15 protein-coding genes and 1 tRNA gene are annotated in these 15,510 nt (G+C 60.4%); 7 read left to right on the top strand and 9 right to left on the bottom strand.

What is annotated here, in order from left to right:
• Positions 1–87 precede the first annotated feature (87 nt).
• Complete coding sequence (gene cpdR, locus ACZ25R_RS06955; RefSeq protein WP_091878276.1) at positions 88–450, top strand: cell cycle two-component system response regulator CpdR; 363 nt, start codon at positions 88–90, stop codon at positions 448–450.
• Between the two features lie 101 nt (positions 451–551).
• Positions 552–626 (top strand) — tRNA-Val (locus ACZ25R_RS06950).
• A 94-nt stretch (positions 627–720) separates the two neighbouring features.
• Here ACZ25R_RS06950 and ACZ25R_RS06945 read toward each other — a convergent pair.
• A complete protein-coding gene (locus ACZ25R_RS06945) occupies positions 721–1,680 on the bottom strand; it encodes an NAD(P)H-binding protein (RefSeq protein WP_472460551.1) in 960 nt (319 codons plus the stop codon).
• A gap of 88 nt (positions 1,681–1,768) precedes the next feature.
• Between ACZ25R_RS06945 and ACZ25R_RS06940 the strand changes: the two genes are divergently transcribed.
• Together ACZ25R_RS06940 and ACZ25R_RS06935 are read left to right on the top strand one after the other, a co-directional pair.
• Entirely contained in the window at positions 1,769–2,695 is a 927-nt protein-coding gene (locus ACZ25R_RS06940; protein ID WP_472460550.1) for a LysR family transcriptional regulator, read from the top strand.
• A gap of 131 nt (positions 2,696–2,826) precedes the next feature.
• Positions 2,827–3,309, top strand: coding sequence for a MaoC family dehydratase (locus ACZ25R_RS06935; RefSeq protein ID WP_223615957.1), 483 nt, complete (start codon positions 2,827–2,829; stop codon positions 3,307–3,309).
• On the opposite strand, the gene ACZ25R_RS06930 is transcribed toward ACZ25R_RS06935, so the two are convergent.
• The 5 genes from ACZ25R_RS06930 to ACZ25R_RS06910 all read right to left on the bottom strand — a co-directional run bounded on the left by ACZ25R_RS06930 (position 3,310) and on the right by ACZ25R_RS06910 (position 10,025).
• On the bottom strand, positions 3,310–4,494 hold the full coding sequence (locus ACZ25R_RS06930) for an alpha/beta hydrolase (protein WP_472460549.1): 1,185 nt from the start codon (positions 4,492–4,494) through the stop codon (positions 3,310–3,312).
• Positions 4,495–4,826: 332 nt separating this feature from the next.
• Entirely contained in the window at positions 4,827–5,384 is a 558-nt protein-coding gene (locus ACZ25R_RS06925) for a sarcosine oxidase subunit gamma (RefSeq protein WP_472460548.1), read from the bottom strand.
• On the bottom strand, positions 5,377–8,382 hold the full coding sequence (locus ACZ25R_RS06920) for a sarcosine oxidase subunit alpha (RefSeq protein ID WP_472460547.1): 3,006 nt from the start codon (positions 8,380–8,382) through the stop codon (positions 5,377–5,379). Before ACZ25R_RS06920 ends, ACZ25R_RS06925 begins: the two co-directional genes overlap by 8 nt.
• 3 nt (positions 8,383–8,385) lie before the next feature.
• Positions 8,386–8,745, bottom strand: coding sequence for a sarcosine oxidase subunit delta (locus ACZ25R_RS06915; RefSeq protein ID WP_223615953.1), 360 nt, complete (start codon positions 8,743–8,745; stop codon positions 8,386–8,388).
• A gap of 26 nt (positions 8,746–8,771) precedes the next feature.
• Positions 8,772–10,025, bottom strand: a complete 1,254-nt coding sequence (locus ACZ25R_RS06910) for a sarcosine oxidase subunit beta (RefSeq protein ID WP_223615952.1) — start codon at positions 10,023–10,025, stop codon at positions 8,772–8,774.
• Positions 10,026–10,435: 410 nt separating this feature from the next.
• On the opposite strand from ACZ25R_RS06910, the gene rpsU reads away from it, so the two are divergent.
• From rpsU to ACZ25R_RS06895, 3 genes are all read left to right on the top strand, one after another.
• Complete coding sequence (gene rpsU / locus ACZ25R_RS06905) at positions 10,436–10,687, top strand: 30S ribosomal protein S21 (protein WP_099997993.1); 252 nt, start codon at positions 10,436–10,438, stop codon at positions 10,685–10,687.
• Between the two features lie 113 nt (positions 10,688–10,800).
• A complete protein-coding gene (locus ACZ25R_RS06900) occupies positions 10,801–11,646 on the top strand; it encodes a tetratricopeptide repeat protein (RefSeq protein WP_288194351.1) in 846 nt (281 codons plus the stop codon).
• Positions 11,647–11,655: 9 nt separating this feature from the next.
• Entirely contained in the window at positions 11,656–12,255 is a 600-nt protein-coding gene (locus ACZ25R_RS06895; protein WP_472460546.1) for an NAD(P)H-dependent oxidoreductase, read from the top strand.
• 52 nt (positions 12,256–12,307) lie between these two features.
• On the opposite strand, the gene ACZ25R_RS06890 is transcribed toward ACZ25R_RS06895, so the two are convergent.
• Genes ACZ25R_RS06890 through ACZ25R_RS06880 form a run of 3 tightly spaced genes read right to left on the bottom strand, consistent with a single transcriptional unit; the run spans position 12,308 to position 15,391 of the window.
• Positions 12,308–13,708: an NAD(P)(+) transhydrogenase (Re/Si-specific) subunit beta gene (locus ACZ25R_RS06890; protein WP_223615950.1), complete on the bottom strand. Its 1,401-nt coding sequence runs from the start codon at positions 13,706–13,708 to the stop codon at positions 12,308–12,310.
• Positions 13,709–13,718: 10 nt separating this feature from the next.
• Positions 13,719–14,129, bottom strand: a complete 411-nt coding sequence (locus ACZ25R_RS06885) for an NAD(P) transhydrogenase subunit alpha part 2 (RefSeq protein ID WP_223615949.1) — start codon at positions 14,127–14,129, stop codon at positions 13,719–13,721.
• On the bottom strand, positions 14,129–15,391 hold the full coding sequence (locus tag ACZ25R_RS06880) for a Re/Si-specific NAD(P)(+) transhydrogenase subunit alpha (RefSeq protein WP_472460545.1): 1,263 nt from the start codon (positions 15,389–15,391) through the stop codon (positions 14,129–14,131). The genes ACZ25R_RS06885 and ACZ25R_RS06880 overlap by 1 nt, the downstream gene beginning before the upstream one ends.
• Between the last annotated feature and the right edge of the window lie 119 nt (positions 15,392–15,510).

Here is a 15,510-nt window from a genome sequence, read left to right as displayed (position 1 = left end):
CGCGATCTTTACCAAAAAAGCGTCTTGTTAAGCATGATGGGGCGCCTGTCTGGGGATGATCAGGCGACAGACAATTCGGACGGACTGATGAAGAGAATCCTGCTAGCAGAAGATGACAATGACATGCGGCGCTTCCTGGTGAAGGCGCTGGAGAAGGCAGGATATCACGTCACGCCTTTCGACAACGGCGCAAGCGCCTATGACCGGTTGCGCGAAGAGCCGTTTTCACTGCTGCTCACCGACATTGTCATGCCGGAGATGGACGGCATCGAGCTGGCACGCCGTGCGTCGGAAATCGACCCGGACCTGAAAATCATGTTCATCACCGGCTTTGCTGCCGTGGCGCTGAATTCCGATTCGAAAGCGCCGAAGGATGCGAAAGTGCTTTCCAAGCCTTTCCACCTGCGCGATCTCGTCAATGAGATCGAAAAAATGCTGGTAGCGGCCTGATCAAAGGCCCTATCTGCCTGCTCCGGTGAAGAAAGCCTGATAACTTCTTCCAACCCTATTGACGGACCGGAATCAATATGGTGTATGCGCCCCTGTCGGATGGGCGTGTAGCTCAGCGGGAGAGCACTACGTTGACATCGTAGGGGTCACAGGTTCAATCCCTGTCACGCCCACCATCCGAACTTCCCTGAACCATATTCTGTTTTGCATCTGCGGTTCGTGGCAGTTTTGCCGCGTGACGGCGAAACCCGCCAAAGGCAACCCGGGCTGTCAGAGACAGCCGAGGTCAGCCAGTGTCTGCCGTACTGCCTCATCGATCGGTGTCCTTGGCTCGGCCGCGAGTATGCCAACCAGACGCGTGTTCGTCATGCGCAGCGGTTGCTTCCACAGATACCGCATCTCCTTCAACTCATGCATGAATGCATTGAAGGGTGCCATGATCGGCACGATCCACCATGGAAACGATCTGACCTTCACCGGGCGGCCAACCACACGCCTGATGGCGGCTGCCATCTGCATGCCGTCCACATCCCAGAAGCCCTCCATATGATAGACCGCGAAACGGGGAAGGGTTTCGGCCCGGTCGACCAGTTGGGCCATTGTTTCAGCGACATCGGGAAGAAACGCCCATTGATGTCCGATGCCGCGCCTTGAAGGGTTGCTGACGAGCGATACCGGCTTTCCCGGCGTGACAAGCCCTTGCGAGAACCAGTTGTTTGCGGCCTTCGGGCCAAAGAAATCACCAGCGCGGACGATCAGGACGTCGAGACCGGATGCGGAAGCATCCTTCAGACGCTGCTCCATCATGACACGCAGCCTGCCTTTTCGCGTGACGGGATGTTGCGGACTGTCTTCAGCCAGAACCGGAAAGGCATCGGGTCCGAAATTATAGACAGTGCCGGGCAGAAGCACGCGGGCGCCCACCTGCTTTGCCGCCGCGATGGTATTGTCGAGCATGGGCACAACAAGCTTCTCCCAGTCCCGGTATCCGGGCGGGTTGACGGCATGGACGATCAGGGACACGCCCTCTGCTGCCTTGCTGACATCCACCGGATTGAGGGCGTCACCCGCAATCCATTCGAAATCACCCGCGGTTTTCCCGGCCTTGCCGATGTCGCGCGTCAGGGCCTTGATATGCCAGCCTCGCTTCAGGAGGTTGCGTGCTACCGCACCACCGATGCCACCTGTTGCGCCCAATACAAGCGCCATCTTCTGTTCTGTTGATTGCATGTGCATTTTCTCCGTTGTCTCGCCAACAATGCACCAGCAATACGATAAACAAAATTGACAAAATTCCTTGACTGGCTATACATAAATAATGCAACAGATGCCGAACTGGGATCTTTACTGGACTTTTCTTCATGTCATCCGGCACGGCTCACTGTCGGCAGCGGCACGTGAGCTCGGCTTGACACAGCCTACCGTGGGACGGCATATCGACACGCTGGAAGACCTTATTGGCGCCCAGCTCTTCACCCGCTCGCCGAACGGCCTGCTTGCAACCGATGCCGCGCTGGAACTGCAACCCTACGCTGCCGCCATGGCTGCCAATGCCGCAGCACTTGTCCGTCTGGCAACAGCACAGCGTGACGCGGTGGAAGGCACGGTACGCATCGGCGCGAGCGAGGTTATCGGCACCGAGGTTCTTCCACAGATACTCGCGCCGCTGCTTGAGACATATCCCGACTTGCAGATCGAGTTATCCGCCTCCGATACGGTCGAAAATCTCTTGAACCGCGAGGTTGATATTGCTGTCAGAATGGCAGAGCCCACACAGGAGGCGCTGCTTGTGCGCAATGTTGGAGGCATCTCGCTCGGGCTTTACGCGCACCGTGCCTATCTTGTCAGGTACGGCGCGCCCCGTACGCTGGCAGAATTGAAAAATCACCGGCTCATCGGGTTCGACAGGCAGACCGCCTTCATACGCAGCATCGAGAAACGTTTTCCGATGCCGCATGAGCTTAAGTTCAGCTATCGCACGGACAACAATCTGGCCCAACTCGCCGCTATCCGGTCAGGAATTGGCATCGGCATATGCCAGGACAGTCTCGGCCAGGCAAATCCTGACCTCGTATGCCTGCTGCCCGACGCGTTTTCGATCATACTTCCCACCTGGATCGCCATGCACGAAAACCTGCGGTCTTCACACCGCTTTCGGCTGATCTTCGATACGCTGATCAGAGGCATGCTTGCCCATATTGAACTGGCGTCAAGCAGGAAGGTGCAAGGCCCTCCGGCGTTCTGACGAGCTGATCATAACGGTGAGTTCCGGCTTTGAAACAATACGGCAGCGCGCAAGGGATGACATTTGGTTCATAAAAGTCTATCGACAGCCCCATCGATGATCTGATCCAATTTTCGGAAAGCCTTGGAACCATGAAGAACGCTATCACGCTCAAGCAGTTGAAGGCCGGTGTCGGCACAGAAATCGGCTGTTCGGAATGGCGCGTGGTCAGCCAGGACATGATCGACAAGTTTGCCGATGCGACCGATGATCACCAGTTCATCCATACCGATCCGGAGCGTGCGGCCAAGGAAACGCCGTTCGGCGGCACCATCGCCCACGGCTTCCTGACCATCTCGCTGCTGTCGACGCTCGCCTATGAGGCATTGCCGATGATCGAAGGCGCGACGATGGGCATCAATTACGGTTTCGACAAGGTGCGCTTCATGGCGCCGGTCAAATCCGGCAAGCAGGTGCGTGCCCGCTTCAAGCTGGTGGATGCGGATATCCGCCCGTCCGGCCGTGTGCTCAACAACTACGAAGTCACCCTGGAAATCGAAGGCTCGATCAAACCGGCACTCGTTGCAAACTGGCTGACGATTGCCGTGCTCGAGCATCCGCCGGAAATGGACTGATCAGGCGCGGATCGCCTCGACAAGCCGCCCGGCATCGTCCAGCGGCGGCGCACTGTCACGCACGGCCAGATCCTGGAAGGCAAACGGCCCCTGCACGAACATGCCCATATCGTAGGCATTGCGGATCTGCGCGCCCTTCAGGAACAGAAGGTGCATCTTGAAAAAATTCTTCTTGGCACGCGCATAGCGCTTGGCACTGTGAATGTGCTTGAACCGGATACGCCGGATCAGCAGTTCGGTGCGCGGGGTTATCCCCAGCGCCGCCGCCGGGTTCGACCGGTAGAAATGCACGATATCCGCGATGGTCTGATATTCCGCCCACAGAACCGGCGCATCCTGCAGGACAACCCGCACATCTTCCCGCAAATCCGTTGCACGCGGATGAAAGGCGATCATCAACAGGCACGAGCCGGTTGCCACCAGCGAAACCGGCTGCTGCCTGATGAGCTGCGGCGCACTGCGCCAGACATCGGCAATGGCCTCGACAGCCGGCACGGTACCCAGGCTGTGCCCGATGATGACCACCTCGTCCGCGCCGCTCTCCCGCAGCTTCTCGGTCAGGTGGTCGGCAAAAGCCTTGCGCCGTTCCAGCAAAGCCGGACTGCGGCGGTAAATCCGGTCTGACGCCGCCGCCCAGTCATCCAAGAGGTAGGAAAGGAATACCTTTTCCCCCGGCCAGCGGATCAGGAGGCGGGCGATGGCGAGCGCAAGGGGAATGGTCCAAAACATGTGGTAGGCGCTGAAACCGCCAAACAATGGTCCAAGCCCGATCAGCAGCGCGACCAGCGAAATGAAACAGGTCAACGCAAACGGCCACATGAAAAAGATGCAGAACCGCCAGCTTGTGCGCAGATACCGCCAGAAGGTGCCGGTGATGAGAATATCGAGAAACGCCATCAGGCCGGTGGCAAAGCGCGTTACGACATTGCGCGCGGAATAGGCATCGAAGATATCGGCCGTGCCGTACTGGCAGAACTCGGTTTCGACCGTCCAGTTCGCCCCGGTTGTATCAAGCTGCATCGAGGCGATGTTCGGCCCCTCCGGCTGCATGGGCCCCGCTTTGGTTTTCGTGTGCCAGAGCGTGTTGAAATCGGCCGAGGCATTGAGATAGCGCCCGCGCACCGCATCGGGATGCAGACCTTCATAGCCTGTAAAATTGATAACAAGGCGCTTTTTGACAGCCATAAACCACTCTCGCGACGCGACCGCGCGAATCGGCAGCCATCGGCATTCTCATTATGGCAAAGCACGGCGCAATTGTGATCGATAACTTCACCGGCGATCAATCTGCACACTATTATTACGCGGGGCTGTCAAATACCCGCGCATTCGGCAAAAAAAGATCGCCGTTGCACTACGCAATGTGCGTGGTTCGACAAGCTCACCATGACGGAGATGGATTGGCTGCAAAGCTAATCGGGACCGTTGCAGAATATGGCTCCCCGCAATCCTCCGTCTCCCTCATGGTGAGCTTGTCGAACCACGCACAAATGAGTGGGCCGGCTCAAGTCGTATGATCAGACAGCCACATCCCGCGCTGATTCCTGCAGAAAGCTGTAGGCATAGCCGGAGAAGGAGCGCCAGCATTCAACCCGGAACGTGTCCTCGGCCGTCCGCCACAGCACGATCTCGATCTTGCCGAGCACCGTGCGCGAGGCCGCGCCGACCGGAAAGGCGCCGAGCGACAGGTCCTGCGGGCAACCGCCATTGACAACAGCATCGGCACCCCGGCCGGAGACAATGATCCCGACATTGCGATGGGAGACGTCGACGGCGGAATGCAGCACCTTCACCTTGGCAAGATCGGCCACCAGCGAACTGCCGTCCGCATCGATGAGAAGCCATTCATCCGGACCGATCCACAGGGCCGCACGGTTGCCCTGACTGGTGGTTGTCTTCGGCTTCAGCGGCAGGGAAAGGCCGAGCGCCTTGGACAGCGTCGCCACCGCATCGGGCCGCGCCCGCAGCGAAACGCGGGTGGCGTTATCAGCAAGGGTTACCGATACGGACCCGACCCCGGCATGGCCGGTCTGCAATGGATGCGCACGCTGCGCCGTTTGAGCAAGGTCAGCCATTCAACCGTTCTCCCTTTTCGTCGAAGAACACCGTTCCGGTCACTTCCACTTCGATCACGCCATCGGGCATCGGCACATACAGCGTTTCGCCGAGCCGCTTTGTTCCGTCGATCACCAAAGCCATGGCAATCGACCGGCCGCAATTCTGCGACCAGTAGGAGGATGTCACATGGCCGATCATCGTCATCGGCACGGGCTGGTTCGGATTGGCGACGATCTGCGCGCCCTCCTCCAGCACCACATGGGCATCTCTGGTCTTCAGGCCAACCAGCTGCTTGCGGCCATCCGCCACCAGGTCGCGGCGCAACAGGCCGCGAATGCCGACATAGTCCGTCTTGTTCTTGCCGATGGCCCAGGTGAGGCCCGCATCCTGCGGCGTCACTGTGCCGTCCGTGTCCTGGCCGACGATGATATATCCCTTCTCGGCGCGCAGCACGTGCATGGCCTCGGTGCCATAGGGCGTCAGGCCCAGCGGCTTGCCGCGCTCGTAGACGGCGTCCCAGACGGCCCGGCCATAATCGGCAGGCACGTTGATTTCATAGCCCGCTTCACCGGTGAAGGACATGCGGAACAGCCGTGTCGGCACACCGCAGATCCTGCCTTCCCGCACGCTCATATGCGGCATGGCTTCATTGGAAAGATCGATGCCTTCCACCAGCGGCGCGATGATCTCGCGGGCTTTCGGCCCCTGCACCGCAATGACGGCCCATTGCTCGGTTGTCGAGGTCAGCCAGACATTGAGATGCGGGAATTCCGTCTGCAGATAGTCTTCCATGTGGTTCATGACGCGCGGCGCACCGCCGGTCGTCGTCGTCACGTGGAAGCGATCCTCGGTCAGGCGGCCAACGACGCCGTCATCATAGATGAAACCATCTTCGCGCAGCATGATGCCATAGCGCAGGCGGCCGACACCGAGTTTTTCCCATGGATTGGTGTAGAGCAGTTCGAGGAATTTGGCCGCATCGGGCCCGACCACTTCGATCTTGCCGAGTGTCGAGGCGTCGAAGATACCGGCCTGGTTGCGCACGGCGACGCATTCGCGGTTCACCGCCGCATGCATGTCTTCGCCTGCCTGCGGATAATACCAGGCGCGCTTCCACTGCCCGACATCCTCGAAGGCCGCGCCCTGTGCCGCGTGCCACGCATGCATCGGCGTGCGGCGGGTCGGATCGAACAGGTCATGCCGTGCATGGTTGACGATCGCGCCGAAAGTCACCGGTGTGAACGGCGCCCGGAAAGTTGTCAGGCCAACGGCCGGGATCGGCCGGTTGAGCGCTTCGGCGGCAATGGCCAGCCCGTGCAGGTTGGATGTCTTGCCCTGATCGGTGGCCATGCCGTTGGTGGTGAAGCGCTTGACATGCTCGATGGAATGCATGCCTTCGCGCACCGCAAGGCGCACGTCCTTGGCGGTCACGTCGTTCTGGAAATCGACGAAAGCCTTGACCGTCGTATCGGCACCGGCACCCGGCGCGGAGCCGATCATGCCGAGAACCCAGTCGGTTCCGCCCGTTGCCTTGAGTGTTTTGGTCTTGCCGTTGAAACCGGTCTCGCCGGCGAGCTTGCCGCCTGCGGCAACGGCTTCGTCCAGCGCCTGCTGCAGCCCGTCGCTGCCATTGCAGGCACCGACCGAGACACAATCCTGCGCACAGGTGCCGGGCAGGAACCGCTCATTGGCGGCATCCCATGCCACCTTGCCGCGCGACTGCGAGAACAGGTGCACGGAGGGCGTCCAGCCTGCCGACATGATCAGCGCATCGACCACCACCTTGCGCTCGCTGCCGCCCCGGTTGGGGCGGATGCTGATGGAGGAGACGCGGCGCTTGCCGCCGGCGCTGAACACCGCATGACCGGTCACGACGTCGATGCCAAGCGAACGGGCTTCCTCGATCACCGGCGAGGATGGATTGTCACGCGTGTCGACGATGACAGGGATATCGACGCCGGCGCGCTTCAGATCGATCGCCGCCGCATAGGCGGAATCATTGGCCGTGTAGACGCCGACCTTGCGGCCGACCGCGACACCATACTGGTTGAGATAGGCGCGCGCCGCCGAAGCCAGCAGAATGCCGGGACGGTCATTGTTGGCGAAAACCATGTGCCGTTCGATGGCGCCAGTCGCCAGGATGACCTTCCTGGCACGCACCTGCCACAGGCGCTCCCTCGGCATGTCGGAGCCGGGATTGCTCAGATGGTCGCTGATCCGCTCGACAAGGCCGACAAAATTCTGGGCGTAGTAACCGAACGCCGTGGTGCGGGTGAGAACCGTGACGTTGTCCATGGCGCGCAGGGATGCCAGCGTTTCCGTCGCCCAGTCATAACCCGGCTTGCCATCGATGGTCACATCGGTCTCGTAGCGCAGTGCGCCGCCCGCTTCCGCCTGCTCATCGCAGAGGATGACCCGGGCACCGGTTTGCGCGGCGCTGAGCGCAGCGGCAAGACCGGCAGCGCCGCCGCCGACCACCAGCACATCGCAATGGGCGAAACGGTTGGAATAGCGGTCCGTATCGGCTTCACCCGGAACAACACCAAGGCCGGCCGCCGCGCGGATCTTTGGCTCGTAGATGGTTTTCCATGCGAACTTCGGCCACATGAATGTCTTGTAGTAGAAGCCTGCGGGCAGCATGGGCGAGAACACATCGTTGATCGCACCGACGTCGAAGGTCAGCGACGGCCAGCGGTTCTGCGACTTGACCTTCAGCCCGTCATAGATCTCCTGCACGGTCGCCCGTACGTTCGGCTGCTTGCGGGATTTGTCCCGCTCGACATCGACAAGCGCATTCGGCTCTTCGCTGCCTGCGGAAAGAATGCCGCGCGGACGGTGATATTTGAACGAACGGCCGACCAGATGAATGCCGTTGGCCAGCAGCGCCGAGGCCAGCGTGTCGCCTTCAAGACCCGTCAGGCTCTGCCCGTCAAAGGTGAACCGGACGGTCTTCGCCGGAACCAGGCGGCCGGCACCGGCAATACGGTTGCTTCCGGAGTGGGATGGAATGCTCATGGCTTACAGCTCCCCTTTCTTGGCGCGGGGGGCGCGTTTCTTTGCAGGTTCAGCATCGGAAACGGTTTCCGGATTGAGAAGCGTTTCGACATCCGGGCGCGGTTCGCCCGCCTTGTAGACGGTCAGGAACTTGTCGGAGACGGAATCGCGCACGGCATTGAAGAAGCGTCCGCAGCCATGGATATGCCGCCAGCGCTCGAACTGCAGCCCCTTGGGGTTCTGGCGGAAATACAGGAAGGCGGCAAAGTCTTCGTCCGATTGTTCCGATATGGCCGGGGAGCGCACGAGATGCGCTTCACCCGCGTTGCGGAACTCCAGCTCCGGGCGCTCTTCTTCGCAATAGGGGCATTTGATGAGAAGCATTGTCGTCGTCTCGTTTCTTGAATCTGTCAGTGCGCCACGGCGGCGGCGGCGGCTTCGTCGATCAGGCGCCCGGTGGTGAAGCGCTCGAGCGTGAACGGCGCATTGATCCGGTGCGGCTCGTCGCGGGCGATCGTATGGGCGAACACATTGCCGGAGCCGGGCGTTGCCTTGAACCCGCCGGTTCCCCAGCCGCAATTGACGTAGAGACCGGGGACGGGCGTCTTGGCGAGGATCGGCGAACGATCCGGCGTCACGTCGACGATGCCGCCCCAGGACCGCAGCATTTTCAGCCGCGTCAGCACCGGGAACATTTCGCAGATCGCGTCCAACGTGTGATTGATGATGTGCAGCCCGCCGGTCTGGGAATAGGACGTATATTGGTCCGTCCCCGCGCCGATAACCATTTCGCCCTTGTCGGACTGCGAGATATAGGCGTGCACGGTGTTCGACATGATCACGCACGGAATCAGCGGCTTGACCGGCTCGGACACCAGCGCCTGCAGGGGATAGCTTTCCAGCGGCATGCGCACACCGGCCATGTTCATGATCACCGAGGTATGACCGGCGGCCACCACACCGACCTTCTTGGCATTGATCGGGCCGCGATTGGTATCGACGCCGACAACCGCGCCATTGGCCGCCCGGCGAATGCCGGTGACTTCGCAGTTCTGGATGATATGCACGCCGCGATCGGCAGCCGCGCGGGCATAGCCCCAGGCGACGGCATCGTGACGGGCGGTGCCGCCGCGCCGCTGCAGGGCCGCGCCGATGATGGGATAACGCGCATCGGCGGAGAGGTTGATCGGCGGGCAGAATTCCTTGACCTGTTCCGGCGTCAGCCATTCATTGTCGATGCCGTTCAGCCGGTTGGCATGGATATGGCGCTTGAACACCTGGACGTCGTGGATATTGTGCGCCAGCATCATCACGCCGCGCGCCGAATACATGACGTTGTAGTTGAGGTCCTGGCTCAGGCCCTCCCACAATTTCACCGCATGTTCGTAAATGCCGGCCGATTCGTCATAGAGATAGTTGGACCGGATGATCGTGGTGTTGCGGCCGGTGTTGCCGCCGCCCAGCCAGCCCTTTTCCAGAACTGCGACATTGGTGATGCCATGTTCCTTCGCCAGGTAGTAGGCGGTGGCAAGACCATGTCCGCCAGCGCCAACAATGATGACGTCATATTCCGACTTGGGTTCGGGCGACGTCCATTGCTGCTCCCACCCCTTGTGGGCACGCAATGCCTCGCGGGCCAAAGCAAACACTGAATATTTCCGCATCATTCAATCCTTTGCAGAGCTTTCGGCCGTACCGGTGACCTTGGCAGAGCGTTTTGTTCCACGATTTGCGAGAGCCGTATCCTGTCCTGAAATCGACATCGATTTTCAAGCGCAGGATCGCACTTTTATGCATCAGTAACGCATCCGCTCAAAGGTCTTTTGCCATTTTGCGACGGAGATTGGCGTTCCGTGCCGGTTATTCTAAAATTGCACGGGCGCGTGAACCGGCGGCGGGGAAGAATATCCGCCATTTTAAACAGCTTCACCATGGACATTCCATTGCCATTCTGATAATGGCCTCGTCAGTTTGCGATGGATGACCGTCGCGAAGTTTGGATTGCTGACCCACTGACCAAGGATATGGGTTCGGATTCAAGCTCAACGAAATTCTAAGAGATACAGGATAAAACGTGCAGGTACTCGTACGCGAAAACAATGTTGATCAGGCTCTCCGCGTTCTCAAGAAGAAGATGCAGCGCGAAGGCATGTTCCGCGAAATGAAGATGCATGATCATTACGAGAAGCCCTCGATCAAGCGCGCCCGCCAGAAGGCAGAAGCCATCAGCCGCGCCCGCAAGCTTGCCCGCAAGCAGGCACAGCGCGAAGGTCTTCTGCCAATGCCAGCACGCAAGGCACCGGTCCGCGCTTCTGCGGCTCGTTGATCAGCATTTATTAACGCCTTGACACAATAACGGGGTGGAGTGGCTTGCGTCACACCGCCCTTTTTGCGTTTTCGATTGAACGGGATACCAAGAGTATGACACATTCACTTGAAATGGTTTCGTATCGCGACCCGCAATCGGTATTCAAGGCGTTGCGCACCACCGGACTGGTGATCGCTTCGGTTCTCACCCTGGCTGTTGCCGGGTGCCAGACCTCGACCAGCGACATGACCGGGATCGACAAGGCGCAAGGGTCTTCCGAGAACATCAGTTCGCTCGACAGCGTCATCCGCAGCAATCCCCGTGATCCCGAAGCCTACAATGTGCGCGGCTCCGCTTTCGGCCGGGCCGGCCGCAACAGCGACGCGATCAAGGATTTCAACACGGCGCTGCAGTTGAATCCGAATTTCTACCAGGCCTATGCGAACCGCGCGCTGGTCTACCGCAACATGGGCAATACGGCCCAGGCGGCAGCGGACTACAGCAAGTCCATCCAGATCAATCCGCAATATGACGCCGCCTATATCGGCCGCGGCAATCTCTACCGCCTGTCGGGACAGCTCGACCGCGCCTTCAGCGATTTCCAGCAGGCCATCCAGCTCAACACCACCGATCCCCGCGCCTATCACAATCGCGGCCTGATCTATCAGGCGCGCGGCCAGCACAAGCAGGCGATCGAAGATTTCTCCACGGCGATCTCGCTGCAGCCCGATGCCGCCGAGCCCTATAATGGCCGCGGCATTTCCTATGTGGCCATGGGCGATGACGACAACGCCTTTGACGATTTCAACAATGCGATCAAGCTGGACGGCACGATTGCCGAGGGCTGGGCCAATCAGGCGCTGATCTACGAGCATCGCGGCGACAAGGCCCGCGCGGCGAAATCCTACGCCAAGGCAGCGCAGCTCGATCCCAAGTACAAGCCCGCCCTTGATGGCCTGGCGCGCACGCGCTCCTGATCCCATCCCATGAAGCGGTTCGTCATTGTTTCCGCTCACCCCCTGAAAGAAAGCCTGTGCGGGCACCTGACCGCATTGGTGACGGCTGAGATTGCCGCGTCACCGCATGAACTGCAGCTGTTCGATCTTTATCAGCGTGGTTTTGATCCCAGGCTTTCGCCCGCGGAAAGGCAAAGCTACTACACCACGCAATACGATGCCTCCGAAGTCACGGACGACTCCGCCGCCTTGCAGAATGCGGATGTGCTCATCCTGGTTTTTCCCACCTGGTGGTTCGGACTGCCTGCCATCCTGAAGGGCTGGATCGACCGGGTCTTCGTGCCCGGCACCGCCTACGACCATGCGCCGGACTTCGGCCGGATGATCCCCCGTCTCAACGCCATGACCGCGTGTATCGCCATCACCACGCTCGGATCGCCCTGGTGGATCGACCGGCTGATCATGTTCCGTCCGGTGCGCCGTATTCTCGGCACGGCCATCATCGGCACCTGCGCACCCAAGGCGCGCTTCTCCATGCTGTCGCTCTACAATTGCGAGAAACTGGCCCCTGCCCGGCTGGCGGCGTTTGAGCAAAAGATTCAGCGGACAATCCAACAGACCTTGAAATGAAAAAGCCCGCCGATGCGGCGGGCTTTCAGTTGATATGTCGGAGGCAACCGGATCAGTGATCCAGCGCCTTGACGATGTTTTCGACCATCTTCTTGGCATCGGCAAACAGCATCATCGTGTTGTCGCGGAAGAACAGCTCGTTCTCGACGCCGGCATAGCCGGAGCCCATGCCGCGCTTGATGAACAGAACCGTACCGGCCTTGTCCACATCGAGGATCGGCATGCCGAAGATCGGCGATTTCGGATCGGTCTTTGCCGCCGGGTTGGTGACGTCATTGGCACCGATGACGAAAGCCACGTCGGCCTGCGCAAACTCGGAGTTGATGTCTTCCAGCTCGAACACTTCGTCATAGGGAACATTGGCTTCGGCCAGAAGCACGTTCATATGACCGGGCATACGGCCCGCGACCGGATGGATGGCATATTTGACTTCCACACCCTCGGCCTTCAGCTTGTCGGCCATTTCACGCAGGGCGTGCTGGGCCTGCGCCACCGCCATGCCATAACCCGGCACGATGATGACCTTGGAGGCGTTCTTCATGATGAAGGCGGCATCGTCGGCCGAGCCCTGCTTGACCGGGCGCTGTTCGACTTCACCGGCCGCAGCACCACCGGTCTCGCCGCCGAAGCCGCCGAGGATGACCGAGATGAACGAGCGGTTCATGCCCTTGCACATGATGTAGGACAGGATGGCACCGGAAGAGCCCACCAGCGCGCCGGTGATGATCAGCGCCAGGTTGCCGAGAGTGAAGCCGATACCGGCCGCAGCCCAGCCTGAATAGGAGTTGAGCATCGACACCACGACGGGCATGTCGGCGCCGCCGATCGGCACGATGATCAGCACACCCAGAACCAGCGAGAGCAGGACGATCAGCCAGAAGACGAAATGGCTTTCGCTCATCACCAGCGCCACGACCAGCACGACGATGGCAATCGCGAGGCCCGCATTGAGCACATGGCGGCCCGGCAGCATGATCGGTTTGCCGGACATGCGGCCGTCAAGCTTGAGGAAGGCGATGATGGAGCCGGTAAAGGTGATCGCACCGATGGCGACACCCAGCGACATTTCCACCAGCGCCTGCCCGTGAATGGAGCCGACTTCGCCGATCCCGAAGGAGTTGGGCGAGTAGATGGCCGCCGCAGCCACCATGACGGCGGCCAGACCGACCAGCGAGTGGAAGGCGGCAACCAGCTGCGGCATGGCCGTCATGGCGATGCGCTTGGCCGTATAGGCACCAACGCCGCCGCCGATGGCAAGACCGATGACGATCAGGCCAAGACCACGGAAGCTCGGCTCGGCAAGGGTGAGTGTGGTGAGGATCGATATGCCCATACCGATCATGCCGTAGAAATTACCCTGACGGCTTGTGGTGGGATGCGACAGGCCGCGCAGCGCCAGAATGAACAGGACGCCGGAGACAAGATAAAGAAAAGCTGCGAGATTTACGCTCATTGCCCAGGTCTCACTTTTCTTTTTTCTTGTACATGGCGAGCATGCGATGGGTCACAAGGAAGCCGCCAAAGATATTGACGCTGGCAAGCACCAGGGCGATGAAGCCGAAGCCGGTGGCAAAGCCGCTGGCCGACAGGCCGACCGCAAGCAGCGCACCGACGACGATAACCGACGAGATGGCGTTGGTGACGGCCATCAGCGGCGTGTGCAGGGCCGGTGTTACCGACCAGACCACGTAATAGCCGACAAAGATCGCCAGCACGAAGATCGCGAGGCGGAAGACGAAGGGATCGACGGCACCGCCGGTCACCGCATGGGCCGCGGCACCGGCTGCTTCCGGCATGTTTTCCGCAACCTGGCGAACCGTTTCGGCCGCCTGATTGAGACTATCAAGCGCTTTTTCGAGTGCGGTATCAGCCATCACGCCTCTCCTTCAGTCTTTTTGGGGGCGGCCGTCTTGGGCGCGGTTTTCCTGGGTGCGGCGGCCTTTTTCGGCGCAGCCTTGGCCGCAACCTTCTTGGGCTCCGCCTTTGCCTCCGCCGGTGCGGCAGCCGCTGCGGCAAAGTTCGGATGAACCACCTTGCCGTCATGGGTCAGCACGGTTGCCTTGACCAGCTCGTCATCGAAATTGATCTTGATGGCCTTGGCATCCTTGTCGACCAGCGTCTCGACGAACGCCAAGAGGTTCTTGGCGTAGAGCTGCGAGGCGGTCGCTGCGATGCGGCCGGCGACATTGAGGTGACCGACGATCTTCACACCGTCGACATCGACGGTCTTGCCCGCCACAGCCCCTTCGACATTGCCGCCGCGCTCGACCGCGAGATCGACAATGACCGAGCCGGGACGCATGCGCGCATACATTTCCCGGGTGACGAGCCGCGGTGCGGGCCGTCCGGGAATGAGCGCCGTGGTGATGATGATATCCTGCTTGGCAATATGGTCGGCAACCAGCGCCGCCTGCTTTGCCTGATATTCCTTCGACATTTCCTTGGCGTAGCCGCCGGCGGTTTCAGCCGCCTTGAACTCGTCGTCCTCGACAGCGAGGAATTTCGCACCGAGCGAAGCAACCTGTTCCTTCACGGCGGGGCGCACGTCCGTCGCGGTGACGACGGCGCCCATGCGGCGCGCCGTGGCAATCGCCTGCAGACCGGCAACGCCGACGCCCATGATGAAGATCTTGGCCGCAGGAACGGTGCCGGCCGCCGTCATCATCATCGGCAGGGCCCGGTCATATTCCCCGGCCGCATCGACCACCGCCTGATAGCCGGCAAGGTTAGCCTGGCTCGACAGCACGTCCATGACCTGCGCCCGCGTGATGCGCGGCATGAATTCCATGGTGAAGGCGGTGACACCCGCATCCGCCAGTTCCTTGACGGCAGCATCATTGCCGTAAGGGTCGAGCATGGCGATGACGACAGCGCCCTTTTTGTAGGATTTGAGCTCAGCCGTGGATGGACGCCGGACTTTCAGAACGACATCGGCATTGCGGATGTCGGCGGTTTTGCCGATGGTCGCGCCCGCCGCTTCGAATTCGCGGTCCGGAATGCGGGACAGGACACCCGCGCCGCCTTCCACAATGACTGAAAAACCAAGACCGATCAGTTTCTTGACCGTTTCCGCCGAACCGCCAACCCGCGGTTCATTTACGTCGGTCTCTTTCGGTATGAACAGTGTCTGAGCCAAGCCCTCACCCCCAAGCATGTTGCCACTATACAGGCAGTGGCCCGAAGACCAGCGCGCCTGCCCCGCTATGACGATTGGCAATCCTGGTGATGGGCCCGCTCATGCAAGCGGATGTCAAC

It is taken from the genome of Phyllobacterium sp. RCAM01083, from assembly GCF_055685835.1.
Note: the sequence above shows the minus strand (reverse complement) of the source record. Positions and strands in the feature narration are given on the sequence as shown.

Coding starts and splice junctions, on each gene's coding strand:
- ACZ25R_RS06900 (WP_288194351.1), top strand. CDS start 10,801: ATGGTTTCGTATCGCGACCCGCAATCGGTATTCAAGGCGTTGCGCACC.
- ACZ25R_RS06885 (WP_223615949.1), bottom strand. CDS start 14,129: ATGGCTGATACCGCACTCGAAAAAGCGCTTGATAGTCTCAATCAGGCG.
- ACZ25R_RS06940 (WP_472460550.1), top strand. CDS start 1,769: ATGCAACAGATGCCGAACTGGGATCTTTACTGGACTTTTCTTCATGTC.
- ACZ25R_RS06895 (WP_472460546.1), top strand. CDS start 11,656: ATGAAGCGGTTCGTCATTGTTTCCGCTCACCCCCTGAAAGAAAGCCTG.
- ACZ25R_RS06935 (WP_223615957.1), top strand. CDS start 2,827: ATGAAGAACGCTATCACGCTCAAGCAGTTGAAGGCCGGTGTCGGCACA.
- ACZ25R_RS06930 (WP_472460549.1), bottom strand. CDS start 4,494: ATGGCTGTCAAAAAGCGCCTTGTTATCAATTTTACAGGCTATGAAGGT.
- cpdR (WP_091878276.1), top strand. CDS start 88: ATGAAGAGAATCCTGCTAGCAGAAGATGACAATGACATGCGGCGCTTC.
- ACZ25R_RS06915 (WP_223615953.1), bottom strand. CDS start 8,745: ATGCTTCTCATCAAATGCCCCTATTGCGAAGAAGAGCGCCCGGAGCTG.
- ACZ25R_RS06945 (WP_472460551.1), bottom strand. CDS start 1,680: ATGCAATCAACAGAACAGAAGATGGCGCTTGTATTGGGCGCAACAGGT.
- ACZ25R_RS06920 (WP_472460547.1), bottom strand. CDS start 8,382: ATGAGCATTCCATCCCACTCCGGAAGCAACCGTATTGCCGGTGCCGGC.
- ACZ25R_RS06890 (WP_223615950.1), bottom strand. CDS start 13,708: ATGAGCGTAAATCTCGCAGCTTTTCTTTATCTTGTCTCCGGCGTCCTG.
- ACZ25R_RS06910 (WP_223615952.1), bottom strand. CDS start 10,025: ATGCGGAAATATTCAGTGTTTGCTTTGGCCCGCGAGGCATTGCGTGCC.
- ACZ25R_RS06925 (WP_472460548.1), bottom strand. CDS start 5,384: ATGGCTGACCTTGCTCAAACGGCGCAGCGTGCGCATCCATTGCAGACC.